General features: G+C 66.3%; 28 protein-coding genes and 2 riboswitches. Of the genes, 7 read left to right on the top strand and 21 right to left on the bottom strand.

The window, feature by feature from the left end; translation table 11 throughout:
* The first annotated feature begins 82 nt into the window (after positions 1 to 82).
* Together T8S45_RS06530 and T8S45_RS06535 are read left to right on the top strand one after the other, a co-directional pair.
* Positions 83 to 1,555, top strand: coding sequence for a hypothetical protein (locus T8S45_RS06530; protein ID WP_322295098.1), 1,473 nt, complete (start codon positions 83 to 85; stop codon positions 1,553 to 1,555).
* 103 nt (positions 1,556 to 1,658) lie between these two features.
* Positions 1,659 to 3,812, top strand: coding sequence for a prolyl oligopeptidase family serine peptidase (locus T8S45_RS06535; RefSeq protein WP_322295099.1), 2,154 nt, complete (start codon positions 1,659 to 1,661; stop codon positions 3,810 to 3,812).
* A gap of 52 nt (positions 3,813 to 3,864) precedes the next feature.
* On the opposite strand, the gene T8S45_RS06540 is transcribed toward T8S45_RS06535, so the two are convergent.
* Together T8S45_RS06540 and T8S45_RS06545 are read right to left on the bottom strand one after the other, a co-directional pair.
* Positions 3,865 to 4,143, bottom strand: a complete 279-nt coding sequence (locus tag T8S45_RS06540) for an HNH endonuclease (RefSeq protein ID WP_322295100.1) — start codon at positions 4,141 to 4,143, stop codon at positions 3,865 to 3,867.
* Positions 4,140 to 5,039, bottom strand: a complete 900-nt coding sequence (locus T8S45_RS06545) for a DMT family transporter (protein WP_322295101.1) — start codon at positions 5,037 to 5,039, stop codon at positions 4,140 to 4,142. The genes T8S45_RS06540 and T8S45_RS06545 overlap by 4 nt, the downstream gene beginning before the upstream one ends.
* 142 nt (positions 5,040 to 5,181) lie before the next feature.
* Between T8S45_RS06545 and T8S45_RS06550 the strand changes: the two genes are divergently transcribed.
* Positions 5,182 to 6,720, top strand: coding sequence for a TadA family conjugal transfer-associated ATPase (locus T8S45_RS06550; protein ID WP_322295102.1), 1,539 nt, complete (start codon positions 5,182 to 5,184; stop codon positions 6,718 to 6,720).
* Here the strand turns inward: T8S45_RS06550 and T8S45_RS06555 are convergent.
* A complete protein-coding gene (locus T8S45_RS06555; RefSeq protein WP_322295103.1) occupies positions 6,717 to 6,956 on the bottom strand; it encodes a hypothetical protein in 240 nt (79 codons plus the stop codon). The genes T8S45_RS06550 and T8S45_RS06555 overlap by 4 nt on opposite strands.
* A gap of 78 nt (positions 6,957 to 7,034) precedes the next feature.
* Between T8S45_RS06555 and T8S45_RS06560 the strand changes: the two genes are divergently transcribed.
* Together T8S45_RS06560 and T8S45_RS06565 are read left to right on the top strand one after the other, a co-directional pair.
* The gene (locus T8S45_RS06560) at positions 7,035 to 7,937 is read left to right on the top strand and encodes a DMT family transporter (RefSeq protein WP_322295104.1); all 903 of its coding nucleotides are present in this window, start codon (positions 7,035 to 7,037) and stop codon (positions 7,935 to 7,937) included.
* Positions 7,938 to 7,999: 62 nt separating this feature from the next.
* Positions 8,000 to 8,131 carry an entericidin A/B family lipoprotein gene (locus T8S45_RS06565; RefSeq protein WP_322295105.1) on the top strand — a complete coding sequence of 44 codons (132 nt, stop codon included), beginning with the start codon at positions 8,000 to 8,002 and terminating at the stop codon, positions 8,129 to 8,131.
* Positions 8,132 to 8,182: 51 nt separating this feature from the next.
* Here T8S45_RS06565 and T8S45_RS06570 read toward each other — a convergent pair whose 3' ends face one another.
* From T8S45_RS06570 to T8S45_RS06635, 14 genes are all read right to left on the bottom strand, one after another.
* Positions 8,183 to 8,782 carry a DUF938 domain-containing protein gene (locus tag T8S45_RS06570; protein ID WP_322295106.1) on the bottom strand — a complete coding sequence of 200 codons (600 nt, stop codon included), beginning with the start codon at positions 8,780 to 8,782 and terminating at the stop codon, positions 8,183 to 8,185.
* Positions 8,783 to 8,787: 5 nt separating this feature from the next.
* Positions 8,788 to 9,258, bottom strand: a complete 471-nt coding sequence (locus tag T8S45_RS06575) for a methyltransferase family protein (RefSeq protein ID WP_322295107.1) — start codon at positions 9,256 to 9,258, stop codon at positions 8,788 to 8,790.
* Complete coding sequence (locus T8S45_RS06580) at positions 9,245 to 9,712, bottom strand: ABA4-like family protein (protein ID WP_322295108.1); 468 nt, start codon at positions 9,710 to 9,712, stop codon at positions 9,245 to 9,247. Before T8S45_RS06580 ends, T8S45_RS06575 begins: the two co-directional genes overlap by 14 nt.
* A gap of 3 nt (positions 9,713 to 9,715) precedes the next feature.
* Complete coding sequence (gene gcvPB, locus T8S45_RS06585) at positions 9,716 to 11,317, bottom strand: aminomethyl-transferring glycine dehydrogenase subunit GcvPB (protein ID WP_188642162.1); 1,602 nt, start codon at positions 11,315 to 11,317, stop codon at positions 9,716 to 9,718.
* Positions 11,314 to 12,684, bottom strand: a complete 1,371-nt coding sequence (gene gcvPA, locus T8S45_RS06590; RefSeq protein ID WP_322295109.1) for an aminomethyl-transferring glycine dehydrogenase subunit GcvPA — start codon at positions 12,682 to 12,684, stop codon at positions 11,314 to 11,316. Before gcvPA ends, gcvPB begins: the two co-directional genes overlap by 4 nt.
* A 136-nt stretch (positions 12,685 to 12,820) precedes the next feature.
* Positions 12,821 to 13,192, bottom strand: a complete 372-nt coding sequence (gene gcvH / locus T8S45_RS06595; protein ID WP_188642164.1) for a glycine cleavage system protein GcvH — start codon at positions 13,190 to 13,192, stop codon at positions 12,821 to 12,823.
* 12 nt (positions 13,193 to 13,204) lie between these two features.
* Positions 13,205 to 14,329: a glycine cleavage system aminomethyltransferase GcvT gene (gene gcvT, locus T8S45_RS06600; protein WP_322295110.1), complete on the bottom strand. Its 1,125-nt coding sequence runs from the start codon at positions 14,327 to 14,329 to the stop codon at positions 13,205 to 13,207.
* Positions 14,330 to 14,363: 34 nt separating this feature from the next.
* Positions 14,364 to 14,461: riboswitch (glycine riboswitch) on the bottom strand.
* A riboswitch (glycine riboswitch) is annotated at positions 14,462 to 14,565 on the bottom strand. It abuts the riboswitch before it with no gap.
* Between the two features lie 49 nt (positions 14,566 to 14,614).
* On the bottom strand, positions 14,615 to 15,304 hold the full coding sequence (locus T8S45_RS06605) for an NAD(P)H-binding protein (RefSeq protein ID WP_188642166.1): 690 nt from the start codon (positions 15,302 to 15,304) through the stop codon (positions 14,615 to 14,617).
* Positions 15,297 to 16,457, bottom strand: coding sequence for a deoxyguanosinetriphosphate triphosphohydrolase (locus T8S45_RS06610; protein ID WP_322295111.1), 1,161 nt, complete (start codon positions 16,455 to 16,457; stop codon positions 15,297 to 15,299). Before T8S45_RS06610 ends, T8S45_RS06605 begins: the two co-directional genes overlap by 8 nt.
* Positions 16,458 to 16,464: 7 nt before the next feature.
* Positions 16,465 to 17,157: an aspartate/glutamate racemase family protein gene (locus T8S45_RS06615; protein ID WP_322295112.1), complete on the bottom strand. Its 693-nt coding sequence runs from the start codon at positions 17,155 to 17,157 to the stop codon at positions 16,465 to 16,467.
* 92 nt (positions 17,158 to 17,249) lie between these two features.
* Positions 17,250 to 18,356 (bottom strand): S8 family serine peptidase, encoded by a 1,107-nt coding sequence (locus T8S45_RS06620; RefSeq protein ID WP_322295113.1) that lies wholly within the window; start codon positions 18,354 to 18,356, stop codon positions 17,250 to 17,252.
* 151 nt (positions 18,357 to 18,507) lie between these two features.
* Positions 18,508 to 19,470 carry an alpha/beta fold hydrolase gene (locus tag T8S45_RS06625; RefSeq protein ID WP_322295114.1) on the bottom strand — a complete coding sequence of 321 codons (963 nt, stop codon included), beginning with the start codon at positions 19,468 to 19,470 and terminating at the stop codon, positions 18,508 to 18,510.
* A complete protein-coding gene (locus T8S45_RS06630; protein ID WP_322295115.1) occupies positions 19,467 to 20,483 on the bottom strand; it encodes an SO2930 family diheme c-type cytochrome in 1,017 nt (338 codons plus the stop codon). Before T8S45_RS06630 ends, T8S45_RS06625 begins: the two co-directional genes overlap by 4 nt.
* A complete protein-coding gene (locus T8S45_RS06635; RefSeq protein ID WP_322295116.1) occupies positions 20,480 to 21,694 on the bottom strand; it encodes a parallel beta-helix domain-containing protein in 1,215 nt (404 codons plus the stop codon). Before T8S45_RS06635 ends, T8S45_RS06630 begins: the two co-directional genes overlap by 4 nt.
* A gap of 78 nt (positions 21,695 to 21,772) precedes the next feature.
* Between T8S45_RS06635 and T8S45_RS06640 the strand changes: the two genes are divergently transcribed.
* Positions 21,773 to 22,201, top strand: coding sequence for a DUF2147 domain-containing protein (locus tag T8S45_RS06640; RefSeq protein ID WP_322295117.1), 429 nt, complete (start codon positions 21,773 to 21,775; stop codon positions 22,199 to 22,201).
* Positions 22,202 to 22,219: 18 nt separating this feature from the next.
* On the opposite strand, the gene T8S45_RS06645 is transcribed toward T8S45_RS06640, so the two are convergent.
* The 4 genes from T8S45_RS06645 to T8S45_RS06660 are packed head-to-tail and all read right to left on the bottom strand — an operon-like array spanning position 22,220 to position 25,272.
* Positions 22,220 to 23,716, bottom strand: a complete 1,497-nt coding sequence (locus tag T8S45_RS06645) for an NAD(P)(+) transhydrogenase (Re/Si-specific) subunit beta (protein WP_322295118.1) — start codon at positions 23,714 to 23,716, stop codon at positions 22,220 to 22,222.
* Between the two features lie 2 nt (positions 23,717 to 23,718).
* Positions 23,719 to 24,000 carry an NAD(P) transhydrogenase subunit alpha part 2 gene (locus tag T8S45_RS06650; protein ID WP_188642173.1) on the bottom strand — a complete coding sequence of 94 codons (282 nt, stop codon included), beginning with the start codon at positions 23,998 to 24,000 and terminating at the stop codon, positions 23,719 to 23,721.
* Positions 24,000 to 25,139 carry a Re/Si-specific NAD(P)(+) transhydrogenase subunit alpha gene (locus tag T8S45_RS06655; protein WP_188642174.1) on the bottom strand — a complete coding sequence of 380 codons (1,140 nt, stop codon included), beginning with the start codon at positions 25,137 to 25,139 and terminating at the stop codon, positions 24,000 to 24,002. Before T8S45_RS06655 ends, T8S45_RS06650 begins: the two co-directional genes overlap by 1 nt.
* 10 nt (positions 25,140 to 25,149) lie before the next feature.
* On the bottom strand, positions 25,150 to 25,272 hold the full coding sequence (locus T8S45_RS06660; protein ID WP_322295119.1) for a hypothetical protein: 123 nt from the start codon (positions 25,270 to 25,272) through the stop codon (positions 25,150 to 25,152).
* A 156-nt stretch (positions 25,273 to 25,428) separates the two neighbouring features.
* On the opposite strand from T8S45_RS06660, the gene T8S45_RS06665 reads away from it, so the two are divergent.
* Complete coding sequence (locus tag T8S45_RS06665) at positions 25,429 to 26,850, top strand: sigma-54-dependent transcriptional regulator (protein WP_322295199.1); 1,422 nt, start codon at positions 25,429 to 25,431, stop codon at positions 26,848 to 26,850.
* Positions 26,851 to 26,907 lie beyond the last annotated feature (57 nt).

Here is a 26,907-nt window from a genome sequence, read left to right on the forward strand (position 1 = left end):
CGGCGCGCCTGCGGAGAAGCGGGCGGCGAGACTTTCAACGCCGGGCAATTGCGCTATCCCGGGGCGACGGGGCAGGGAACGCATGAACGACGGCGCGACAGCAGCGAGATGGCAGGGCAGGTGGCAGGAGGCGCTGATCCTCCTGCTCGCCGCGCTCGTGTTTCGTTTCCCGAGCTTCGGTGACCCCAACCTCCATGTCGACGAATCGTTCTACTTCATGGTCGGCCAGGCCATGCATGACGGCGCCGTCCCCTATATCGATATCTGGGACCGCAAGCCCTTCGGCCTGTTCGTGCTGTACTGGCTGTTCGCGGCCTTCTCCGATCATGTCCTCGCCTACCAGATCCCCGCGCTGCTCTGCGCCGCGGGCACGGCGTACATCCTGACGCGGATAGCCCGACTGTGGATGTCCGGCTGGGGCCCGACCATGGCGGGGATCGCCTATCTCGCCATGCTCCACCCGCTCGACGGCTATGGCGGGCAGGGGCCGGTGTTCTACAATCTGCTGATCGCGGGCGCAGCATGGCTGGTGATCGGCGGGTGGTTCGATTTCGACCGCGCGCGGTTCATGCGGCGCTACCTTGCGGCGATGCTGCTGTGTGCGCTGGCGCTGACGATCAAGCAGACGACGATGTTCGAGGCGATCTTCTTCGGCCTCGCCGGACTGTGGCGGCTGCATCGCGACGGCGTGGGAGCGGCCGGTATCGTCAAGACCGGTGCCGCCGCCATCGCCATCGGGCTCGCCCCGACCGCGGCCGTGGCCGCATGGTTTGCCGCGCATGGCTGGATCGGAGAATGGTGGCAGGCGATGTTCCTGTCGAACCTTGCGCGCCAGTCGCTCGGGCTCGCGGTGCAGACGCACAACCTCTACGCGATCTTCCGCCTGATCCTCGTCTTCCTGGGCTGCGCGGCGCTGGGGCTGGTGTTCCAGCGCAGTGCGCCCGGCTTCGCGCGCTATCGGGGGCTGATGCTCGGGTGGCTGGTGGCGGCCTTCCTCGGTTTCGCGGTGATTGCCAATGCCTTCACCCACTACCTGCTTCCGCTGCTGGTCCCCCTCACCCCGCTTGCGGCGATTGCCTTCGGCAAGCGCCTGGTCGGCCCGGTGCTGTTCGGCGCCACCGTGGTGGTCGCCTCGATCCTCGGTTCGACCTTCAACTTTGCCTATTATCGCGATAGTCGGGCCTCGTACGAGGCGGTGAACGAGGCGATAAAGGCAAACTTGGAGGATGGCCGCCTCCTGGTCTTTTTCGGCCCGACCCTGTTCTACGAGACCGCCGACGCGATGCCGATGAGCCCGCTGGTCTTCTCCAACCACCTCTATGATCCGCTCGAGCGCAATGTCAGCCATCTCGATACCTATGACGAGTTGGACAGGATGATCAGGGCGCGTCCGGAAGTGATCGTCACACGCAAGATTTATGGATCCGAGCTCGATCAGGATATCCGCGAGTTGGTGGAAAATTACACGGCAGAGAATTGTCGTGTCGTGTGGGATGGGTACCTGCACGAGCCGCGACGTATCCGCCGCCCACACTTGGTCTACGCCTGCGACTGACCGCAATCGACGAACGTCGCGCTGGCTTCGGTCGAATCACTTGTGTTCGCCACCCCCGATGGCACTGTGCCCGCCTGTCTTACGGGAAAGGGGACGCTTACTCATGAAACTCGTATCAACCCGCGCGCTGGCCGCCTCGCTCGCGCTCGCCACCATCACCGCCACTCCGCTGGCTGCGCAGGATTCCAACACCGTGGTCGAACCCGAATTCGAAGCCGAAAACGATCCCTTCATCTGGCTCGAGGAAACTCGCAGTGAGCGCGCGCTCGACTGGGTTCGCGCCGAGAACGAAAAGACCATCGCCGCACTGCAGACCGATCCCCGGTTCGAAGAGCTGAAGGCCGAGGCGCTGGCGATCTACAACGCCGAGGACCGCATCCCGGGTGTCAGCTTCACCCATTACGGGATGGTCAATTTCTGGCAGGATGCCGACAATCCCAAGGGCGTGCTGCGCCGCACGACGCTCGAGAGCTGGCGCACCGACGATCCCGAGTGGGAAACCATCCTCGACGTCGACGCGCTCGCCGCCGAAGAAGGCAAGGAATGGGTCTATGGCGGGATGAGCTGCCTGCCGCCCGACGGCACCCGCTGCATGGTCTACCTGTCCGACGGCGGCAAGGATGCCCGCGTGGCGCGCGAATTCGACCTCGAGACGCTGGACTTCGTCGAGCGCGGGTTCGAACTGCCCGAAAGCCAGGGCGGTGCCAGCTGGGTCGACCGGGACACGCTGCTGATCAGCCGCGATTTCGGCGATGATACCGTCACCGACAGCTTCTACCCCTTCACCACCCGTGAGTGGAAGCGCGGCACGAGCATCGACGAGGCCCAGGAAATCTTCCGCGGCGAAAAGAGCGACGTCTCGGCCGGCGCCTACCTGCTGCGCGACGGCGAAGGTACGGTGCACGGCCGCATGGCCTATCGCGGCATTTCCTTCCACGAACGCGAATATTATGTCGAGCACGATGGCGAATGGCTGAAGCTCGACCTGCCGAAGAAGGCCGGCCCCTACGGCATCATCGACGGGCACATGCTATTCACCACCGATGTCGATTGGGAATCGGACGGCGTCACCTTCCCCGCGGATTCGATCGTCGCGGTCGACCTCGAGGAATGGAAAGCCGATCCCAACGGTGCGCAGAAGGTCCTCGTCTGGGCACCCGGCGAGCGCCAGACCAAGCGCGGCGGGGCCAGCACCAAGAGCTCGATGTACGTTTCGATCCTCGACAACGTGAAGGGTAAGGTCCTCAAGTTCGATTACGAGGACGGTGGCTGGGGCTGGACCGAGATCGACCTGCCTGCGAATTCGACCGTCGGCGTCGCGACCGCGTCCGACGAGACCGACCAGATCATGTTCACCTCGACCGACTTCCTCTCGCCCGGCACCTATTACTATGCCGAAGACGGGGTGAACCTCGAAGTCGTCAAGGAAAGCCCGACGCGGTTTGACGCGACCGGCATGACGATCCAGCAGTTCGAGGCGACCAGCAAGGACGGGACCAAGATCCCCTATTTCGTGGTCCATGCGGAAGCCATGCCGCTGGACGGCAGCACGCCGGTGCTGATGGGCGGCTATGGCGGCTTCCAGGTCCCGCGCCTGCCCTCCTATCTCGGCTCGACCGGCAAGATGTGGCTCGAACGCGGCAATGCTTATGTCCTCGCCAATATCCGCGGCGGCGGCGAGTTCGGCCCGAACTGGCACCAGAGCGCGATCCGCGAGAACAAGCAGCGCACCTGGGACGATTTCATCGCCGTGGGCCGCGATCTCGTCGCGCGCGGGATCACCAGCCCCGAACATCTCGGCGTCGAGGGTGGCTCCCAAGGCGGCCTGCTGGTCGGCACCGCCTTCACCCAGGCACCCGACCTGTTCAATGCCGCGATCGTCCAGATCCCGCTCTTCGATATGCTGCGCTATCAGTATATCGGCCGCGGTGCCTCGTGGATCGGCGAATATGGCGACCCGCGCATCCCCGAACAGCGCGAATGGATCGAAGGCTATTCGCCCTACCAGAAGCTGCTCGAGGAAAAGGATTATCCGCGCGTATTCTACGTGACCTCGACCGCCGACGACCGCACCCATCCCAGCCACGGTCGCAAGGCCGCGGCGCGCATGGCCGCCCAGGGCGACGAGTACCTCTATTACGAGGACATGCAGGGTGGTCATTCGGGCGGCGTCGACAACGAACAGCGCGCCAAGCTGCGCGCGATGCAGATCGTCTACCTGCTCCAGCAGCTGGCCGACGATCGCGACGGCGGCTGAGCGGCGCTCGCGATCGCGAACGAAAGGGCGGTCCTGCGGGGCCGCCCTTTTGCTATGGTTTCGGACGCCGCGTCACCGCGTGGAAATCGGGTGGCTTGTCGGCGATCCAGCGGAGGAATTTCGCCACCGCCTCGTTCTCGAGCAGCGGCGCGCGATCGCCGTCGAATCGTGCCAATTCGGCATTGGTGAAATGGGCGTGGATCGTGCGGTGGCAGATCGGATGGACCGGCACCGTGTCGCGGCCCCTTTTCGATTTGGGCACGGTGTGGTGCCATTGCAGGCGCTTGCCCAGTGGCCGTTCGCACAGCCAGCAGGACAGCGCCTCGCTCATTCGCGAACCTGCGGCGGCGCGCGACCGGTTTCGCGCCAGAGGTAGAGCCCCGCCCCGATGATGATCACCGCGCCCAGCAAAGTGAGTGCATCGGGCACGTCGCCGAACAGGACCATGCCGAGCAGCACCGCGACGATCATCTGGACATAGGTCGTGGGCGCGATGGTCGCGGCGCCTGCCCGCGTGGTGCCGAGGAACACGAGCCAGTGCGCGGTGGTGGCCGTAAGCGCCACGATCGCGCAGCGCGCCACCACCGTCCAGTCCGGCGCACCGACCGCCAGCGCCTCGACCCCGCTATAGGCGCCGATCGCCGCGGCGAGTACGAGGAAGACCGCAGCGATGCTCGCGATCGAGAACTGCATTGCCAGCGGGCTCGCGAGATTGGCCGACATGCGGTTGCCGAGCATCATCAGGCTGACCCCGAAGGCCGAAACCAGCGGCAAAGCGGCGGCCCAGCCGAGATCGGAGAATCCCGGGCGCAGGAGCACCAGCACGCCGGTGAAGCCTGCGATCGCCGCGACCCAGGTCGCTCGCCGAGACGGTTCGCCGAGAAACATGATCGCGAGAATGGCGGTGATGATCGGGCTGAGGAAGACGATCGCGGTCGCGGTCGCCAGTGGCATCACGAACACCGCACTGAAGAAGCCAAGCGTCGCCCCGCCCACGCCCAGCCCGCGCATCAGTTGCACGCCCGGCCGCGGATAGGCGAAGCCCTTGCGTCCCTCGCGCCACCACAGCAGCACGCCGAGCCCGACGGTGCCGATCGTGTAACGCAGTGCCGCGACCGCCGCAGGAGACCAGTCGCCCGCCATCGTCTTAACCACCGCGTCGCCGGCGGACAGGACCGAAAAGCCCAACAGGGCGAGGAGCAGGCCGGTGCGTTCGTCGTGTTGCATCGCATGCGCCCTAATGGGCTGCGCTCGAAAGGCCAGCACAGGTTTCGCCCGATGGGAGGTTTCCGGAAAATTTACCATTTCCCTGCAGAAGGGCACGCACATGAGGCGGGTCGCCCGCCGCAATGAACGGGATTGGCAGCGAATGAGTGCTTTCGGACGCAGGAGCGGAGGGAATGGCAGCCCGGGTGGCGGACGCCCGAGCTTCGGTGTCGCCCGCCCGATGAAGGGTAGCGGCTCTCCCCCGCCCAAGCGCGACGAAGACGCGCCCGCACCGGGCGGCGGCGAACAGTTTCCCCCGCTTCCGAGCGACAATGCCGACGGTGATGCGCCCGCGTCGGCGAACCCGCGCGGCGGAGATGCGATGGAGCGGCTCGCCCAGCGTTCGAACAGCGTCCACCAGCCCGCGACGCAGGACGGTTTCGAGGCCAGCGTCCACAAGATCAAGGAACAGGTGCTCCCGCGCCTGCTCGAACGTGTCGACCCCGAGGCGGCGGCCACGCTGACCAAGGATGAACTGTCGGAAGAATTCCGGCCGATCATCCTCGAGGTGCTCGCCGAGCTCAAGGTCACGCTCAACCGCCGCGAGCAGTTCGCGCTCGAAAAGGTCCTCGTCGACGAATTGCTCGGCTTCGGCCCGCTCGAGGAATTGCTCAACGATCCCGACGTCTCGGACATCATGGTCAACGGACCCGACCAGACCTACGTCGAAAAGAACGGCAAGCTGCAGCTCGCGCAGATCCGCTTCCGCGACGAGCAGCACCTGTTCCAGATCGCCCAGCGGATCGTGAACCAGGTCGGTCGCCGCGTCGACCAGACCACGCCGCTCGCCGACGCCCGTCTCAAGGACGGCAGCCGTGTCAACGTGATCGTTCCGCCGCTTTCGCTGCGCGGCACCGCGCTCTCGATTCGTAAGTTCTCCGAGAAGCCGATCACGCTCGACATGCTCAAGGGCTTCGGCTCGATGAGCGAGAAGATGTGCACCGCGTTGAAGATCGCGGGCGCGTGCCGGATGAACGTCGTGATCTCGGGCGGTACCGGCTCGGGCAAGACGACGATGCTCAACGCGCTGTCCAAGATGATCGACCCGGGCGAGCGCGTGCTGACGATCGAGGATGCCGCCGAACTTCGCCTGCAGCAGCCGCACTGGCTGCCGCTCGAAACGCGCCCCCCGAACCTCGAAGGCCAGGGCGCGATCACGATCGGCGACCTCGTCAAGAACGCGCTGCGTATGCGCCCCGACCGCATCATCCTCGGCGAAATTCGTGGCGCGGAGTGTTTCGACCTCCTCGCCGCGATGAACACCGGCCATGACGGTTCGATGTGCACGCTTCACGCCAACAGCCCGCGCGAATGCCTCGGCCGTATGGAAAACATGATCCTGATGGGCGACATCAAGATCCCGAAAGAAGCCATCAGCCGCCAGATCGCCGAATCGGTCGATTTGATCGTGCAGGTGAAGCGCCTGCGCGACGGTTCGCGCCGCACCACCAACATCACCGAGGTGATCGGGATGGAAGGCGACGTGATCGTGACGCAGGAACTGTTCAAGTTCGAATATCTCGACGAGAGCGAGGACGGCAAGATCATGGGCGAATACCGATCGTCCGGCCTGCGCCCCTACACGCTGGAGAAGGCCCGCCAGTTCGGGTTCGACCAGGCGTTCCTCGAAGCCTGTCTCTAAGCCGCTTTCCAACCCTTGACCGCGGCGATCGCGAGGCCCGCGGCAACGAACAGCGACGCCAGCGCGATAAACGTCCACGGCATGAAGCCGACCGCATCGGGCGAACTACGCTTCACGCGGCGGTTGTCCGACCAGATCGAGAATATCGCGAGCAGCACCAGCCCGAGCGCCCACAGCGCCGCCTGCGTGGCGGGGCTGGCAAAGCGAATGTGGCTCCAGAGCTCGTTCAAATCCATCGCGCGCATATGGGCGCTGCATAGCCGATAGCAACGGCCCGGCTTGCACCGAATTGCGTGGTCGCTAAGGCCAGCGACGTGGATTCCACCGTCGCCGCCCCTCGCCCGCTCATGGCGGTCATTCTCCGCATCTGCGCCGCGTTGGTGCTCGCGACGATGTCGGCGCTGGTCAAGCTGGCCGGCGAAGCGGGCGTCCACCTCACCGAAATCGTGTTCTGGCGACAGGCGATCACGCTGCCGATCGTGTTCGGCTGGACCCTGATTGTCGCCGACCTCGCAAGCCTGAAGCCCAACCGCTTCTCCGCCCATTTCGTGCGCGCGCTATTCGGGATCACCGGGATGGCACTGGTCTACGGTGCGGTCACGCTGCTCCCGCTGGCCGAGGCGACGACACTCAATTTCACCGCCCCGATCTTCGCGGTGATCCTCGCCATGGTGCTCCTCAAGGAGGAAATCGGCCGCTATCGCTGGACGGCCGTCGCGATCGGTTTCGCCGGCATCCTGATCGTGACCCAGCCCGGCAATGCGACGATCGATCCATTCGGGGTCGCGATCGGGCTCGGCGGCGCGTTCATGATCGCGCTGGTCTCGATCCAGATCCAGGATCTGAACCGCACCGAGACCGCGCAGGGCATCGTGTTCTGGTTCTGCATGCTGACCCTGCCGCTGCTGGCGCTGTTCCTGCCCTTCTTCGCTAGCGCGCACGACGCGACTGGGTGGCTCCTGCTCGGCGGTGTCGGCCTGACCGGCGCGGCGGGGCAATTGCTGCTGACCACGAGCCTGCGGTTCGGTTCGGCGGCGACGGTGATCGTGATGGATTACACCGCGCTGGTCTGGGCGACCGCCTATGGCTGGCTGTTCTGGGATCGCCTGCCGGGGCCTGCATTGTGGCTGGGCGCGCCGCTGATCATCGCGGCGGGCACGATCATCGTCCTGCGCGAACGCCACCTCGCTCGGCGCAAGACCGTCGGCGGAACCTAAGTCATGTGAAGCCGTTGACCTGCCATTGCGCAGCAGATGCGCCATACAGGAAGGATAATACAATGGTTCGCAAGATTATTATTGCCACCGGTGTGGCAGCTCTCGCCTTCGGCACGACCGCCTGCAACACGGTCAAGGGTCTTGGCGAAGACATCGAATCGGTCGGCGAAGCCGGTGAAGACGCGATCGATTGATCGCCACGCTCCGATAACAGTCGAGAAGGCCGGCCATTGCGCCGGCCTTTTTCATGCGCGCTTGCGATAGACCAGCAGCAGGTTGTTCGCGGGCATTTCGACGCGCCGCGACAGGTCGAAGCCCGAGCGATCCGCCAGCCTGTCGAGATCCTCGCGCGGGCGCAGGCCCCAGCGCGGATCGCGGCTGCGCAGGCTGTGGTCGAATTCGACGTTCGACATGGCTGTCTCGGTCCGCGCCTCGAAGAACGGTCCGTAGACGATCAGCGGCGCTTCGGCGGCGAGCACCCTCGCCGCGCCCTCGAACAGGCCGACCGTGGCGGGCCAAGGGCTGATATGGACCATGTTGATGCAGAGCAAAGCGGCGGCGCTTTCGACCGGCCATCGTCCCAGCGCTGCATCGAGCCCGAGCGGACCGCGAAGATTGTCACGCGCTTCTTCTGCGAAGCGCGCGAGCATTGCCAGCCGTGCTTGCTCGTCGCGATCGGTCGGCTGCCATTCGAGCGCGGGGAATCGCTCGGCGAAATAGGTTGCGTGCTCGCCGCCCCCGCTGGCGATTTCGAGCACCAGGCCGGTCTCGGGGAGTTCGTCGGCGAGGATGTCGGCAATCGGTTCGCGATTGCGGAGGGCGGCGGGAGAACTGGGCGGCCCCATGCGGCTCAGATCCAGCGCCGCACGCGCTTGCGATATGCCGCGTAATCCTCGCCGAAGACATGCGCGAGATGGCGTTCCTCGCGCGCGATCACGAAACGGTCGACCAGCAGCACCGCCACGACCGTGCCGATCATCGCGCCGAAGCTTCCGAACACCAGCGCGATGCCGAAGGAGGCGAATGCCATGCCGAGATACATCGGATTGCGCGTGATCCGGTAGAACCCCTTGGTCACCAGCGCGCTGTCGCGCTTCCACGGTTCGGGGTTCGTCCCGGCCGAAAAGAACCAGCCGAGTGCCGCGCCGATCAGCACGCTGCCGAGCCCTACCAGCACCCAGCCGAGCGTTTGGGGCCAGGCTCCCACGAGCACCGGCCATTCGAGCGTGCGGCCCGCCCACAGCCCGAGCAACAGGCAGCCGAAGTAAATCAGCGGCGGCGGAAATCGGACCTGCGGACTGTCGTCGTCAACCAGCGGCATCGTCGGTCTCCATACCGGGCCGGGTCGCGCGGTAGAAAAGGTAGATCGCGAGGCCGAGCGGTCCGGCCATGAGGGTCGCGAGCAGTATCCCCGCCTGCGACCAGCGCGGGATGGCGCGCGCATCGGCGTCACCCGCGATCCACCAGCCGACCATCAGGTCGAAGGCGAGGTAATGCGTCCAGCCGACCACGACCCCGCCGCGCGACTGGAACAGTTGCATGATCCCGTCGACCGAATAGTTCGCCAACAGCTCGGACATGCCGCCCGCGCTGCCCTCGGGGTCGAACGAGCCCGACGAGAGACCGAGCAGCAGCACTGCATAGGTCGCGCAGAGCAGTGCGATCGGCACCGTCAGCACGAAGCGCCGCAAGGCTTCGGTGCGCGGCGCAAGGATCAGGACGCCCCATCCCGCCACAGCGACCAAGTTGGTCGCCGAGAACAGCGCGTCCCACATGCCCTAGCGGTCCCCGACTTCGCTGGGAGTGGGGATGCGCGGCACGCCCGGCTCGCCCTGCCATGCCAGCACCGGCTTGCGCGCGGCCTGCGTCTCGTCGAGGCGGCGGCGCGGCGCGTAATACGGAGCGCCGTGGAGCGCCTCGTCGCCGTCCTTGGCGCGCTGCGCGACGTGGCGGATGCTCTCGATCAACCGGTCGAGGCCGTCCTTGCTCTCGGTCTCGGTCGGCTCGACCAGCATCGCACCGTGCACCACCAGCGGGAAATAGACCGTCATCGGGTGGAAGCCCTCGTCGATTAGCCCCTTGGCGATGTCGAGCGTCGAGAAACCCTCGGCCAGCCCGTCATCGCTGAACAGCGCCTCGTGCATGCACGGGCCGCTGGCACCGTAGGGCGCGTCGAGCGTGTCCTCGAGCCGGCGCAGCACGTAATTGGCGTTGAGCACGCAATCCTCGGCCACCTGCCGCAGCCCGTCGGCGCCATGGCTAAGGATATAGGTCAGCGCCCGGGTGAACATGCCCATCTGGCCGTGGAACGCCGCCATCCGGCCGAAGCTCTTGGCGTGGTCGAATTCCTTGAGGCTTTCCTCCTCGACGAGGTGGACCGTGCCGTCCTCCATCCGCGCGGTGAAGGGCAACGGCCCGTAGGGCGAAAGCGCCTCGGACAACACCACCGGCCCGGAGCCCGGGCCACCGCCGCCATGCGGGGTCGAGAAGGTCTTGTGGAGGTTGATGTGCATCGCGTCGACGCCGAGGTCGCCCGGGCGCACCTTCCCGACGATCGCGTTGAAATTGGCCCCGTCGCAATAGACGTAACCGCCCGCCGCGTGCACCGCGTCGGAGATCGCCTTCATGTCGCGCTCGAACAGCCCGCAAGTGTTCGGATTGGTGATCATCACGCCCGCGACGTCGGGACCGAGCCGTTCCTTCAACTTGGCGAGGTCGACGCGCCCCTCCTTGGTCGCGGGGATTGCCTCGACCTTGTAGCCGGCGAAGGCCGCAGTCGCAGGATTGGTCCCATGCGCGCTTTCGGGGACGAGGATCACCTCGCGTGCATCGCCCTGCGCCTCGAGCGCGGCCCGGATGCAGAGGATTCCGCACAATTCGCCGTGCGCACCCGCCTTGGGGCTCATCGCGACGCCGTGCATCCCTGTCAGCTCGATCAGCCAGTGCGCGAGCTCGTTCATCACTTCGAACGCGCCGCGCACGGTGTCGACCGGCTGGAGCGGGTGAACATCGGCGAAGCCGGGCATCCGCGCGACCTTCTCGTTGAGGCGCGGATTGTGCTTCATCGTGCACGAGCCGAGCGGGAACGGACCGAGGTCGATCGCATAGTTCTGGCGGCTGAGGCGGGTGTAGTGGCGCACCGTTTCGGGCTCGCTGAGGCCGGGCAGCTGAGCCCTTTGCTTGCGCGCGAACCGGCCCAGCGCGGGATCGATCTCGCCCGGCTGCTCGTCGAAATCGACGCCGGTCGTGTCGCAGCCCGCGAGTTCGAAGATCAGCTTCTCCTCGAGCATCAGCGCGGCGTCGCCGCTGCTGGTCGGGGCGGCTTCTCCACTGCCATCGCCCATGGCGGGCTTCCAGCCGGATGCGTTGGGCGCGTTCATGCCGCTTCTCCTTCGAGTACCGCGCTCAGGGTGGTGGCGAATGTCTCGATGTCCTCGGGGGTGCAGGTTTCGGTAACCGCGACGACGAGGCCGTTCGCGAGCGCCTCCTCGTCGGGATAGAGGCGGCCCAGCGATACCCCGCCGAGCACGCCGCGTTCGGCCAGTTCGCGCACCACTTCGCGCGCATCGGACGGCAGCACGATGGTGAACTCGTTGAAGTAGACGTCGTTGAGCACGCGCACCCCCTTCACGTCGCCCAGCCGCTGCGCCGCGAGCCGCGCACGCGAGTGGTTGATGCGCGCCAGCGTCTCGAGCCCTGCCCCGCCCAGCAGCGTCATGTGAATGCTGAAGGCGAGCGCACAAAGACCTGAATTGGTGCAGATATTCGAAGTCGCCTTCTCGCGCCGGATATGCTGCTCGCGGGTCGAAAGCGTCAGCACGAAACCGCGCTTGCCGTCGGCGTCGACGGTCTCGCCACAAAGCCGCCCAGGCATCTGGCGGACGAATTTCTCGCGGCAGCCGAACAGGCCGAGATAGGGTCCGCCGAAGTTGAGGCCGACGCCAAGCGACTGGCCTTCGCCGACAACAATATCCGCGCCCAGCGCGCCGGGCGCTTCGATCAGACCGAGCGCGACCGGCTCGGTCACCACCGCGACCAGCAGCGCGCCCCTGTCGTGCGCGGCGTCGGCGATCTTTGCGAGGTCGGGAATGCGGCCGAGGATGTCGGGATACTGCACCACGACGCACGAGGTCCTGTCGTCGATCTGGGCGATGATCGCGTCCTCGTCACAATCGGCATCGAGATCGGGCGCGCCCGAGAACAACTCGTCCTTGGTGAACTTCGCCATGGTCTGCGCGGTCGAGACGTAATGCGGGTGAAGGCCATGTGCGAGCACGGCGCGCGATTTGCGCGTGATCCGCCCGGCCATCACGATCGCTTCCCAGCAGGCGGTCGACCCGTCGTAGAGCGAGGCGTTGGCGATGTCGGTGCCGAACATCCGCGCGACCTGCGTCTGGAATTCGAACAATACCTGCAGCGTGCCCTGCGCGATCTCGGGCTGGTAGGGCGTGTAGGCGGTCAGGAACTCGCCGCGCTGGATAAGGTGGTCGACGCTCGCCGGGACATGGTGGCGATAGGCTCCCGCGCCGAGGAAGAACGGCGCGTCGTTCGCGGCGAGGTTCTTCTTGCTCAATCGCCGCATGTGCTTTTCGACCGCCATCTCGCTGGCCTGCTTGGGCAGGCCCTCGATATCGCCCTTAAGCTGCGCTTCGGCGGGCACGTCGACGAACAGGTCGTCGATTTCCCTCGCGCCGATCGCTTCGAGCATCTCGCGGCGGTTGTCGTCGGTCAGTGGCAGGTAACGCATTTTCTTCCCCAGTCTGCCCTCCCGCCTTCGGGAGGGGAGCGAGACGCGAGCCGCGAAACGGTTTCAGTCGCAGCGGGGTGGGACTTGCGGCCCATGCCCACCCCCTGCCCCTCCCGCCAGCGGGAGGGGAATTTCGTCACAGATTGTCGACGAAGCTCGAATACTTGTCCTCGTCCATGAGGCCCGACAACTCGTCGGCGTTGGAGAGGCGGATCTTGAAGAACCAGCCGTCGCCCTCGGCGTCGTTGTTGACCAGTTCGGGTTCGCCGTCGAGGTCGCCATTGACCTCGACCACCTCGCCCGAGACCGGCGCATAGACATCGCTGGCGGCCTTCACCGAATCGACCACGCACGGAGCGTCGCCCTTTTTCAGCGTATCGCCCTTCTCCGGCAATTCGACGAAGGTGATGTCGCCCAGCTGGCTCTGCGCATAGTCGGTGATACCGACGGTGCCGACATCGCCGTCAACGTCGATCCACTCATGATCCTCGGTAAAGTAACGGGGCATTTGACTGTCTCCTCAGCGGAAATAGCGGTTGGGTACGAAAGGCATTGTGACGACCGTGGCGGCAAGCCGCTTGCCGCGCACGTCGATCTCGAGTTCGGTGCCGGTCCCGGCGCGGTCGGAGGCGACATAGCCCATCGCGATCGGATGGCCGAGGCTGGGCGCGAACCCGCCGCTGGTGACGGTGCCGACCTGCGTGTCGCCGGCCATGATCGCATCGCCCTCGCGCGCGGCACGGCGGCCGTCGAGCGCGAGCCCGACGCGCTTGGTTTCGGTCCCGTTTTCGAGCAGTTTCAGGATGCGATCGGCGCCGTGGAAGCCCCCTTCGGCGCGGCGACGCTTGCTTATCGCGAAGGTCAGCCCGGCGCTCACCGGTTCGCTGTCGGTGGTGAGGTCGTGGCCGTAGAGCGGGAGCCCGGCTTCGAGGCGCAGGCTGTCGCGCGCGCCGAGCCCGATCGGCTTGACCTCGTCCATCGCGACCAGCGCTTCGGCCAGCGCCCATGCCTTGTCCGCGGGGACCGAGATCTCGAACCCGTCTTCGCCGGTATAGCCAGAGCGGCTGATCCACAGCGGGGTGCCGTTCCAATCCGCGAGCCCGGCCTGCATGAATTTCAGCTCGTCGACCATCGGGGTGATCCGCGCCAGCGCGACTGCCGCCTCGGGCCCCTGCAACGCGAGTAGTGCCTGATCCTCGTGATGGGTGAGCGTGATCTCGTCGGGCAGGTGTTCGCGCAGGAAACCGATATCGTCCCACTTGCACGCGCCGTTGACGACCAGCGCGTAGTGATCGCCGGCGTTGGTGACCATCAGGTCGTCGAGCACCCCGCCGTCCTCGTCGAGCAACATCGAATAGCGCATCCGCCCCGGCTTCAGGATCGCGAAATCGCCCGGCATGATCGCTTCGAGCGCCTCGACCGCGCCTTCGCCGCTGACGCTGAGCTGGCCCATATGCGAGACGTCGAACAGGCCGGCATGCTCGCGCGTCCAGAGGTGTTCGGCGATGATTCCCTCATACTGGATCGGCATGTGATAGCCGGCGAATTCGACCATCCGTGCGTCCCGTTCGCGATGCCAGGCATCGAGTGGCAGGTTCTGGGTCTCGATCACGTCTTCGGGGGAATTGTCGGCTTCGGCGGTCACGCAAGGCTCCTTCGCGGGCGCACCCGCACTTTCCAGAGCCCCCTCTGTCGTTTGACCTGAGAGATTACGCGGGAAATCCCGCGCTTACCCCTTCGGTGGCCACCCGTGAGCGGCGCTTTCCAGAGTTCGCATGCGCCCCGCGCGGTCCCTTGCGCCTGAGAGATTCCGGGGCGGTTGCTCCTTCGGCGTCTCTCGGTCCGGAATCCGAATCGAGAGCACTCTCCCGCGCGGTTCAGCGATGCGCGATCACTGGCCGTGACCGCGATGGCTGTCAATCGCGAGGAACTACGATTTCCGGCGAAAGCGCAGGGCCTGACGGCGGATTGCGTCATTGTCGTGGACCTGCCGCCCGCGCGCGGTCTCGCCGGCCAGTTGCAGCATGGCCTCGGCTACCATCCGCGCGGGGATCGAGCGGTACTGGCGATACTTGCCGTGGAGCAGCAGGTCGGTGAGTGGGCTGGCGAGGATTCCGAGCCGTTCCATTGTCCGCCGGTCGCCGCCGCGCGCGCCCCTGAGCAGCCCGGGACGCAGGATGTCGAGCCGCTCGAACCCGATTTCGCCCAGCGCCTTCTCGACCTCGCCCTTCACCCGGAGGTAGAAATTCTTCGCATGCCGGTCCGCCCCGGTGGAGGAGACGACGATGGCGCGCGTCGCCCCGGCGGCGCGCGCGGCGCGGGCGCTGTCGAGCACCAGCCGCTCGTCGACCGCGCGGAACGCCTCTTCAGATTTGCCCGCCTGCCGCCAGGTCGTGCCGAGCGCGCAGGCGAAGACCTGCGGCGCGGTCGCGGCGATCGCGCTCGGCCAGTCGGCGGGATCGGCGAGCACCGCCTCCATCCGCGCACCGCGCGGAAAGGCGACCTCGCGCCGGATCACCGCGCTGAACCGATAGTCGCAGCGGCCGACGGCGGCGGCGATCATTTCCGATCCGACGAGGCCGGTCGCACCGACCAGAGTCAGCCGCACGGGATCAGACATTCTGCAATCCTTCGGGCGAAATGCCGGTGATTCGGCGATAGGCGTCGATGGCATAACGATCGGTCATCCCGGCGATGAAATCGGCGATGTGGCGCGCGCGTGCGGCGGCCTCCGCGGGCACGTCGCGCCAGCCCTCGGCCATCAGCGAGGGGTCGGCGGCATAAGCTTCGTAGAGCGCCTCGATCACGCCCTTCGCGGTGCGCGCCGCCGCCTGCTGCTCGGGGTGGTAGTAGACGGTCTCGTACATGAAGGATTTGAGCGCGCGTTCCTGCGCCGTAACCTCGTCAGAGAACCCGACCAGTTGGCGACCGGCGGCGCGCACGTCGGCGACGCAGTCGATCCCCGCGCAGCGCCTGCGGGTTTCCTCGAGCACGTCGTTGACCATCCAGCCGATCTGGCTGCGGACGAGCTCTCGCTGGCGCAATTCGGCCGAGGCATTCGGGAAGCGCCGCTCGATCGCCCGCCAGCGATCGGCGACGAAATCGAGCGCGAGCAGCTGGTCCATTTCGAGGAAGCCCGCGCGCAACCCGTCGTCGATGTCGTGGTTGTCGTAGGCGATATCGTCCGAGATCGCCGCAATCTGTGCCTCGAGCGAGGGCCAGTCGCCGAGCGCGAGCGGATAGGCCTCGTCGAGCGCGGCGAGCGCCGGATCGGGATCGGCCACCGGCCCGTTATGCTTGGCCAGCCCCTCGAGCGACTCCCAGGTCAGGTTGAGGCCCGGATGCTCGATATAGGGGCTTTCGAGCCGCATCAGCGTGCGCAGCGTCTGCGCGTTGTGATCCCATCCGCCGCGGGTGAACAGCGCATCGTCCAAGGCCTTCTCGCCGGCATGGCCGAAGGGGGGATGGCCGATATCGTGCGCCAGGCTCTGCGCCTCGGTCAAATCCTCGTCGAGCCCGAGCGTGCGCGCGATCGTGCGCGCGACCTGCGCAACCTCGAGGCTGTGGGTCAGCCGCACGCGGTAGTGATCGCCGTCGGGCGCGACGAAGACCTGCGTCTTGTGCCGCAGCCGCCGGAACGCGATCGAATGCACGATCCGGTCGCGGTCGCGCTGGAACACGCTGCGGGGGCCGCGCTGGAGGTTCTCGTCGGCGAGGAATTCGCGCCCGCGAGTGGCTGCCGGATCGCTCGCGAGATGGGACAGGTGTTTCACCGCAGCCTCAGCCGCCCAGGATCCACTCCGCCCCGGCCTCGCAATGGATCGCCGTGCTGTCGTAAATCGGCATGATGTTGGCATCGACGTCTACAATCATCTCGAGCTCGGTCGAGCCGAGGATGATCGCCTCCGCCCCGCGCCGCTCGAGATTGGTGATGATCGTCTTCATGTCGCGCATCGAATCCTTGGTCGCCTTGCCGAGCATGAGCTCGGTATCGATGATCTCGTCGATCTCGGCGACGACCTCTTCCTCTGGCTCGATCAACTGGAGGCCATGCTCGGTCAGGCGATCGCGATAGAAATTGCCGGTCATCACGTGGCGCGCGCCGAGCAGCGCGGCGACCCCGGAATCATCGGCATTGACGCGGTCGGCAATCTCGTCGGCGACGTGGATCACGGGAATGTCGACCGCGGCCTGGATGTCGTCGTAGACCCGGTGCACCGAATTGGCGGCGATCAGGATCGCGGTCGCGCCCGCCTGTTCGAGACGCTGCGCGGACGGGGCGACGAAATCGGCCAATTCCTGCCAGCTGGTTTCGCGCACGAAACGACGCGGCTGCGCGAAATCGAGGCTTTCGATCAGCAACGGCGCGCTGTGTTCGGTGCCGCGAGCCTTCTGGATCCGGCGATTGAGCTGCTCATAGTACATGCGGGTCGAGATCCAGCTCATCCCGCCGATCAATCCGAGTTTGCGCAATCTTTCCTCCAGCGATTTTGCGCTGCCCTAGACAGGAAAGGGGCGGCGCGTCCAGCGACGCGCCGCCCCTAATCCTCATTCACGTGATGCGATCAGCGCACGCCGATCGTATCGGGGTTGCCGTCCGGGTCGCCCGAGACGGTGCCGCCAGCGCGAATTCCGCCGAGCAGCAGGATGCCGGCAGCGTGCGGAGACGCCATCGACGTGCCCGAAAGCGTGGCGTAACCGCCGTCCTTGTAGGTCGACAGGATCGCCGAACCCGGTTCCGCGAAGTCGACCGGCGGGTTGCCGTAGTTCGAGAAGCTCGACCAGTTGTCGCCCTGGGCGAAGGACGAGATCGTGTAGACGTTCGGACCGTTGGCCGAGGCCGGCGACTTGGTCGCCGCATCGGTGCTCTCGTTGCCGGCCGCGAGCACGAACTTGACCCCGGTCGCCGCCGCAGCTTCGACCGCCGCATTGAGCTCTGCGCTGTAACCGCCGCCGAGGCTCATATTGGCAACGTCGCCATTCGAGCCGTTGGCCGCGACGTAGTCGATCCCCGCGATGACGCCCGAATAGGAGCCCGAACCGCGGCGATCGAGTACCTTGACCGCGACGACGGTGGTGCCCGGAGCGACGCCGACGACGCCGATGCCGTTGTCGATCGCGGCGACCGTACCCGCAACGTGCGTGCCGTGGCCGTTGAGGTCGTCCGCGCTCTTGTCGCGCGTGTAATTGACCGAGCGCGACACATCGACATTGAGGTCGGGGTGGTCGAGATCGATCCCGCTATCGATGATCCAGGCGGTGGCCGAGCTGGTCCCGCCCGGTCCCCCGACGCGGGCGATGCCCCACGGCGTGGTCTGGGCCGGATCGCTCCCGCCACCACCGCCGCCGGGCTTGCCCCTGCCCTGCAGGACGATCTTGGCGACCTGGTCCTGTTCGCAATTCTTGATCTTGCCCATCGCCTGGAGGCGCGCCGCGCCCTGGGCGGAAATGTTCACGGCGAACCCACGGATCGAGTGTTCGTAAACGAACTTGACCTGCCCGCCCTGGGCGTTGGCCGAGCGCACCGCTTCGGCGCGCACCTGCCCCTTGTTCACCTGCGCCTTGTCGAACGAACAGATATAGCTGTTGGGGATCGCCTGTGCGGCGGCCGGGGTTGCGGCGCACAGCGCGCCGGTTGCGGCCGCGAGGCCGAGCAAAATCTTGGTATTCATGTAGACCCTCCAATTGCCCCCGCAGAACGCAGGGTTTCAGTCCCGTCGATCGAAATCAACACCGGCCAATCTCACAATTTGATTGCGCCGAGTCCACCTCGAATTTGCCGTTTGGGTATAAAAAACGGATAACCGATGAAACTTTCTTTCATCACTTTGGTGCGGGAGAAGGGTAAACGGTATTTAGCCATGTTCTGAGATCGGCAAGCGAGCGTTTCGGCGTCTCCTCCATCGGCAGATGGCCGATGCCCGCATAAATCGCGAGCGTGCTCTGCGGCAGGCGCTCGTCGTACCAGCGCGCCGCCGCGACCGGGATCAGCGCATCCTCCTCGCCCCAGATGACCAGGGTCGGGATCTCGAGCGCGGCAACAGCCTTCGCATCGAAAGCCATGCGCGTATTGGAGAAACGCGCGCGGGTGGCGGCTCGGTTGCCGGGGTAGCGCGCGAGTTCCCAATAGCGGTCGACCGCTTCGGGCGTGACCACCGCCTGGTTGGAGACGCTTTGCGACAGGCTTCGCTCAACGAGCGAGCGCGGCAGGAGCTGGCTCATGGCAGCGCCGATCACGGGCATGCGCGCGATCGTGAAGGCGAGATTGCCCCCGCCCTCGCGCTCGACCGGGGCGCCCGCGGCGTCGACGAGGACCAGCCCGTCGAGCCAGCCGGGATGTTCCATCGCATAGCCCGCCGCGATCCAGCCGCCCATTGAATTGCCGCCGAGGACGAAGCGCTCGAGACCCAGCTCGTCGGCGACCAAGTCGAGGTCGGCGACGAAATCCTCGAGCGCATAGCTATCGCGCGCGCCCGGGCCGGTCAGGCCGTGGCCGCGCTGGTCGAAGCGGATCACGCGATAATCCTCGCGCAGCCCGTCGACCCATGCCTGCCAGGTGTGCAGGTCCGCATTCGAACCGTGGAGCAGCACGATCGCGGGCGAATCGCGCGGGCCTTCGTCGCGCAGGTGGACGGTCATGTCGTTCTCTAGGGTCACGAACTGCGAGGGCGTACCGCCATATTTGGCGCGCATTTCGGCCGCATCGGTGTCAGGCGTGCGGAGCACGAGGAAGGCGACCACGAGCACCGCCGCCAAGGCGCCGAGGACACGCCAGAACAACTTCATTTGTCCATTCCCTCGATCCAGGCGCGCACGGCGGCAACGCCTTCCTCGTCGACGGTCGACCTGCCGAGTTCGGGCATCGCCACCCCCGGCTCGAGGCTTTCCATCCGGTGGAGGATGATCGAAGCGGCGGGATCGCCCGGCGCGATCGAAAAGGCCAGTCCGCCCGAACCGCGCCCCGCGGCGACGGGGCGCTTTCGGATGCCGATCTTCACCGGATCGTCCTGCCCCCAGCGCAGGTCGAGCCCCGAATTCGAGGCCGATCCGCCGGGGCGGTGGCAATGGGCGCAATTGACGTCGAGATAGGCGCGCGCGACCGCTTCGGGCGTGGCCTCCTTCCGCGCTTCCCACAGCGGCAGGCGGACTGCGACCCTCGGCACGGCATCGAGCGTATCCGCCTCGTAGCGGCCGGCCAGCCATTGATCCGACAGGTTGCGCGCCTTTGGCCCGATCGGCACCACCGCGCCGTCGACCGAGTGGCATTCCTTGCACTGGTTCTTGTTCGGCACGCGGTAGCTGATCGCCTCGCCCTGCGGCGTCACGACCTCGACCCGCGCCCCGGCCAGCGCCAGCTTCGCGTCGGTTTGCTCCTCGTTCCACAGATAGGGCAGCGCCAGCCAGCCATCCGCGCGGTGAAGCAGCACCCGCGTTTCGATCAGGCGCCGTTCGTCGCCCTCGCCAAAGGCGAAGGTCTTGATCAATGCGCTGCCGACGGGGAAGCCGAGCAGGCCCTCTCCGTCCGCCGACAACTGCTTGCCCTCCGGAATGTAGGCGAAGCGCAGCTTGTCCGCTCCGTCCGACCACAACGGCGTGTTCAAGCGATAGGGCACCACCTGCCAGGTCGGGTTCTGCTCGCGCAGGTCGGTGAAGAAGGCATATTCGGACAGCAGGCGCGGCATGCCCTCCATCACCGCGACGTCGCTGACGGGCGCCATTGCCGTCTGGGGTGTGCGCGGCGCGGCGACCGCCGCGGTCGCCAGCGCCAGCGAGGCCAGCAGGGCGGCGCGCGCGATCACTTCAGCCGCGCCTCGAGTTCTTCCGGGGCGCCCCAGCCCTCGATGCTCCAGCCCTGACCGTATGCGGGCGCATCGAGCGGCCCCGGCTGCGCTTCCTCGATCCGCTGGCCCTGGCGCTGAAGGTTGAGCGTCCAGCCCGTGAGGTCGGGATGGACCAGCAGCGCGAAGCGTTCCTCGTTCTCCTCGAGGCCGTCCCACAGGATCGGCGGAAGTTTGCCGCCTAACGCGGCGACAAGCATCTCGCCGCCTTCGATATCGGGATCGGTGCCGCCTTCGCCCAGCACGTTGTCGGCGACCACCACGTCGCGCGGATAGGGATTGTAGTCCGGATCGTCGAACGAGAGCGGGTAGGCGATCACCATGACCTCGGCGGTCTCGTTGCCGCGGATGAGATTATCCTGCAGCCAGACGTTCTCGTTCGCCATCACCATCACCCCGGTGCCGCGTCGTACGCTGGCGACGATATTGCCCGCGGGCGCGAAATTGTCGGTGTCGTTGGCGATCACCAGGTTGTTGCGGATCAGCACGTTGCCGCCGCCCATCACCGGCAGGTTCGGCAGGTCGAAGACGAGGATACCGCCGGTGTTGCGGGACACGAAATTGCCCTCGACGATCGCGTCGCGGCTGTTCTCGATCTCGATCCCGGCGACGTTGTCGGTCGCGACCGAATTGCGCACGGTGATCTTCGACGACTGGCCGACATAGATGCCGGCATCCGACGCGCCCGTGACCTCGCTCGCATCGACCAGCACGCCGGTGCTCTCGACCGGGTAGATGCCGTAGGCGCCGTTGTTCTCGTCGGGCCCGCGAGTCCAGGTGACGCGGATCGCGTGATAGACGATATTGTCCGCACCCTTCGACTTGATCCCGTCGCCCTTGGGGTTCTCGACCGCGAAATCGCGCAGGGTGACGTTGTCCGAGGTGACCAGCAGCCCCTCGCCCGCGCCCTGCTGGCCGCTGAAATCGAGCACCGAGGCCTGCATTCCCGCGCCGCGCAGCGTCACCCCGTCGACATCGAGGCTGAGCCCGTCGGAGAGCGCGTAGCGCCCCGGCTCGAGCACGATCTCGTCGCCCGGCTCGGCGAGGATCAGCGCTTCCTGCAGGCGTTCCTGCGCGCCCTCGCCCGGCGCGATCATGTGCGTATCGGCAAGCGCCGGCGTGGCGAGGACGAGCGCGGGCAGTGCGATGGCGGCAAACAGCGATCTGGTCACGAACCTCTCCCCAAGGTTTTCAATTGCAATGCATCTTATTGCTGCTGCCATCCGTATAGGCAAGCGAAGGAGATTTTGATGATACTTGCCCGTTCCGCCGCATTCGCCGCCCTCGCCCTTGCCGTCCTTGGCGCTGGCCCCTCGACTGCCGAAGCCCCGCAAGCCTCGATCGCGGGCGACTGGAAGACCGAGGACGGCAAGAGCGTAATCCGGTTCTACCCGTGCGGCGATGCTTTCTGCGGTCGTATCCAGCGCTTCCTCGTGGCCGAACCGGCAGGCGGCGCGCGCGACACGAAGAATCCCGATGCGGACGAGCGCGACCGCAAGCTGAAAGGCCTGCGCATTTTCTGGGACCTCGCTCCGGACGGCGACGATTTCGAAGGGCGCGGCTATTCACCCGAGGACGGGCGCTACTTCAAGGCGCAGGTCAAGCGCGAGGGCGCCAGGCTGCGCGTGCGCGGTTGCGTCGCGGTGTTCTGTCGCACCCAAATGTGGACCAAGGCCTAGTCGCCGGGCACCCTGCGCCTAGTCGATCGCCTTGACGATTTCCTCGACCATCTTCTTCGCGTCGGACAGCAGCATCATCGTCTGGTCCATGTAGAACACGTCGTTGTCGACGCCGGCATAGCCGACGCCACCCATGCTGCGCTTGATGAAGAAGACCTGCTTGGCCGCGCCGACATCGAACACCGGCATTCCGTAGATCGGCGAGGACTTGTCGGTCTTCGCCGCCGGATTCACCACGTCGTTCGCGCCGATGATGAAGGCGACGTCGGCCTGCGAGAATTCGCTGTTGATGTCCTCGAGCTCGAACACCTTGTCGTAGGGCACGTTGGCCTCGGCCAGCAGCACGTTCATGTGGCCGGGCATGCGGCCCGCGACCGGGTGGATCGCGAACTTCACCTCGACGCCCTTTTCCTCGAGGATATCGGTCATCTCGCGCAAGGCATGCTGCGCCTGAGCCACCGCCATGCCGTAGCCGGGGATGACGATGACCTTCTCGGCCTGTTCGAGCATGAAGGCCGCGTCGTCGGCGCTGCCCTGCTTGTAGGGCCGCTGCTCGCGCGCCTCGCCGCCGCCCGCCGCGCTGTCGTCGGCGCCGAAGCCGCCCGCGATCACCGACAGGAAGCTGCGGTTCATCGCGCGGCACATGATGTAGCTGAGGATCGCGCCAGACGAGCCGACCAGCGCCCCGGTGATGATCATCGCGGTGTTGCCCAGCGTGAAGCCCATCGCCGCCGCGGCCCAGCCCGAATAGCTGTTGAGCATCGAGACCACGACCGGCATGTCCGCCCCGCCGATCGGAATGATCAGCAGGAACCCGATCGCGAAGGCGAGTACGGTCAGCCCCACGATCAGCGGCAGCGTTTCTTCAGGGCCGGTCGTCATCGCGAACATCGCGGTCAGGCCGATGATAGCGGCGAGCGTGCCGAGATTGATGACATGGCGCGCGGGCAGGAGGATCGGGGCACCGCTCATCCGTCCGGATAGCTTGGCGAAGGCGATCACCGACCCGGAGAAGGTGATCGCGCCGATCGCGATACCGAGCCCCATCTCGACCTTGCTGACCGCTCCGATCGCGTCGCCTTCGAGCAGGCCGAACGCGCCCGGATTGAGATAGGCGGCCCAGCCCACGAGCACCGCGGCGAGGCCGACGAGGCTGTGGAACGCCGCGACCAGTTCGGGCATCGCGGTCATCGCGATGCGGCGCGCGATCAGGAAGCCGATCAGGCCGCCAATGGCGATCGCGATGCCAATCTCGGCGAGGCTGGCGACCGAATGGGTGACAAGCGTCGTGACGATGGCGATCAGCATCCCCGCCATGCCGAAGCGGTTACCCGTGCGGCTGGTCGCCGGGCTCGACAGCCCGCGCAGCGCGAGGATGAAGAACACGCCCGCGACGAGATAGGCGAGCGCGACCCAGGGCGAGGTGGTGGAAGCGCTGTCGCTCGCGGCAAGGGCCGGAGAGGCCCACAGCGCGGCTGCGGAAGCAAGCGAAGCAGGAAGGATTTTCGTGAGCATGCTCACTTCTCCTTCTTCTTGTACATCGCGAGCATTCGTTCGGTGACCGCGAAGCCGCCGAAGATGTTGATGCTCGCCAGCACCACGCCAGCCAGCCCCAGCCACTTGGCCGCGGGGCTGCCCGCTTCGGCCGCCGCGATCAGCGCGCCGACGATGATCACGCTGGAAATTGCATTGGTCACCGCCATCAGCGGCGTGTGCAGCGCGGGCGTAACCGACCAGACCACGTAATAGCCGACGAAACACGCCAGCACGAAGATCGACAGGATGCTGATGAAGTCCATTATTCGGCCCCCCTCAGCCGTTCGTTGACAATCGCGCCGCCCTGCGTCAGCCGCACCGCGTCGCCGATTTCCTCGTCGAGCACGGGCTTGCCCGCCTCCTCGTCCCAGAAGGCCGAGAGGAAATTGTAGAGATTGCGCGAATAGAGCGCACTGGCATCGGCGGCGAGGTGCCCGGCGGTGTTCGAGTAGCCGATGATGGTAACGCCGTGCTTCTCGACCGGTTCGTCGGGCTTGCTGCCCTCGACGTTGCCGCCCTGAACAACCGCGAGATCGTAGATCACGCTGCCGGGCTTCATGCTCGCGATCTGTTCATCGCTGATCAGCTTGGGCGCGGGACGTCCCGGGATCAGCGCGGTGGTGATGACGATGTCCTGTTTGGCTATGTGCTCTGACACGAGCTCGGCCTGCGCGGCCTTGTACTCGTCGCTCATCTCGGTGGCGTAGCCCCCCGAGCCCTCGCCCTCGATCCCCTCGACCGTCTCGACGAAGATCGGCTTGGCGCCGAGCGAGGCGATCTGTTCCTTGGTCGCCGAGCGCACATCGGTGGCGGAAACCTGCGCGCCCAGCCGCTTGGCGGTGGCGATCGCCTGCAGCCCTGCGACGCCGACGCCCATCACGAAGACCTTGGCCGGGCTCACCGTGCCCGCCGCGGTCATCATCATCGGGAAGGCGCGCCCGAACGTGTCGGCCGAATGGATCACTGCCTTGTAACCCGAAAGGTTCGACTGGCTCGAGAGCACGTCCATCGATTGCGCGCGGGTGATCCGCGGCATGAATTCCATCGCCAGCGCCTCGAACCCGGCCTTGGCATAGGCCGCGACCCGCTCGCCGCGCTGGTAGGGATCGTGCATCGCGACGATCCACGCCCCCGGCTTCGCCCCGGCCAGCACGACCGGATCGGGCGCGCGCACGGCGAGCACGATATCGGCGCCGTCGAGCGCCTGCGGGCCGGTGAGCACCTTGGCTCCCGCCTCGGCATAGGCCGCATCGGACATGCGCGCGCCATCGCCCGCGCCCTGCTCGACCGCGACCTCGGCACCCAGCTTGATGAATTTCCCGACCGTTTCGGGCGTGGCAGCGACCCGCCGCTCGCCCTCCTCGGTCTCTTTGAGGATGGCGATGCGAATCGGTTCGGCCATACTGATCGGTTTATTCCGCGATCAGGAAGACGACGATCATCGTGATGATCGCGATCACAGGGACCGACCATTTGAGCAGGTTGATGAACCCGCCATAGGTCTTGGTCGCGCTGTCCATATCCACTTTCGCCATGTCGGCGGTTCCCCTTGAAGTTGTCTTGCCCCGCTCCCTATCGCGGGAGGCGCAATGGCTCAAGGGGATCGCCCTTGGTTTCAGTTAATGACCCCTTTACACCTATTCGCTATCAATTCGTGCCAGATAGGGACGGAATGAGGGGTGAATCCCGATATGGAACAGGACGAAGCACGGCTCCTGCTGATCATAGATCGTGATCCAGCGCAGGCACGCGCGGTGGCGAACCACGCCTCCCGCGACGGCTGGCGCACGGTCTGCGTCGACGAATGCGAGGCGGCGATCGCCACGCTGGGGACGCAGGAAGGCATGCAGCTGACCGCGATCGTGCTCGACCAGTCGGTCCCGGGCGAAGAGGCCTGCGACCTCATCGCCGAAATGAAGAGCCGCCGCCCGGCGCTCCCGATCCTGATGCTGACCGCCAGCACCTCGCCGCAGCTCGCGGTCGAGGCGATGCGTGCCGGTGCGACCGATTACCTCGTTAAGCCGGTCGGTCCCGAAAAGGTGATGCAGGCCGTCGCCGGGGCGACCCGCCGCGGCAGCCCCCAGAACGAGCTCGCTCCCCTCGCCGAGAAGATCAAGTCGGGTCGCGATTTCGACGCGATGGTCGGCGCCGCGCCCGCCTTTCGCAGCGCGCTCGCAGTCGCCGCCAAGGCGGCGCGCGGCCACGGCCACTTGCTGATCGAGGGCGAAAGCGGGTCTGGCAAGGAAACGTTGGTCCGCGCGATGCAGGGCGCGAGCCCGCGCGCGAAAGCGCCGCTCAAGCTGCTCAACGTCGCCGACCTATCCGCCAGCGCGGTCGATTCGGCGCTGTTCGGCCATGAGCAGGGCGCCTTCCCCGGTGCCTTCGACAACCAGTCCGGCGCGCTCCAGAATTGCGACGGCGGCACGTTGGTGATCGACGAGATCGACCGCCTCCCGCTGGCCTCGCAGGTCCGGCTCGCCGAAGTGCTCGAGACCGGCTGCGTCCGCCCGCTCGGCGCGACCTACGGCTTCCGCATCGATACCCGCGTTCTGGCCTGTTCGAATACCAAGCTCGCAGGACTCGTCGAGGCCGGCCTGTTCGACAAGGACCTGTTCGAGCGGATTTCCTCGACCCGGATCGAATTGCCGCCGCTGCGCGAACGGGCGACCGACATTCCCGCGCTCGCGCGCCACTTCCTCGCGCAGATCGCCGAACAGCCGGGCCTGCGACAGCTCGGTATCACCGACAGCGCGCTGGCGCTGCTCGCCGCATTCGACTGGCCCGGCAATGCCCGCCAGCTGCAGGCCGTGCTGTTCCGCGCCGCGGTCTTCACCGAAGGCGACGCGCTGACCAGCGAGGACTTCCCGCAACTCTCGAGCATGGTCCTGCCCGAGCCGCAGAAAAGCGCGACCAATTATTCCGAACACGCCGGGGTCATGCTCTACACGGCGGACGGCAACCTGCGCCCGCTCGAGGACATCGAATCGGACGTGATCCGGCTCGCCATCGGCCATTATCGCGGCCGCATGACCGAAGTTGCCCGCCGCCTCGGGATCGGGCGCTCGACGCTCTACCGCAAGCTCTCCGACCTCGGGATCGACAACGCCGCCTGACGCGACGAAGCGCCGCACAGCGCGACCAGGCCGTGCAACGCTCCTGACACACGCTTT

Origin of the sequence: Pseudoblastomonas marina, from assembly GCF_034374265.1 — a bacterium.
GTDB classification, from domain to species: Bacteria; Pseudomonadota; Alphaproteobacteria; order Sphingomonadales; family Sphingomonadaceae; genus Alteriqipengyuania_A; species Alteriqipengyuania_A marina.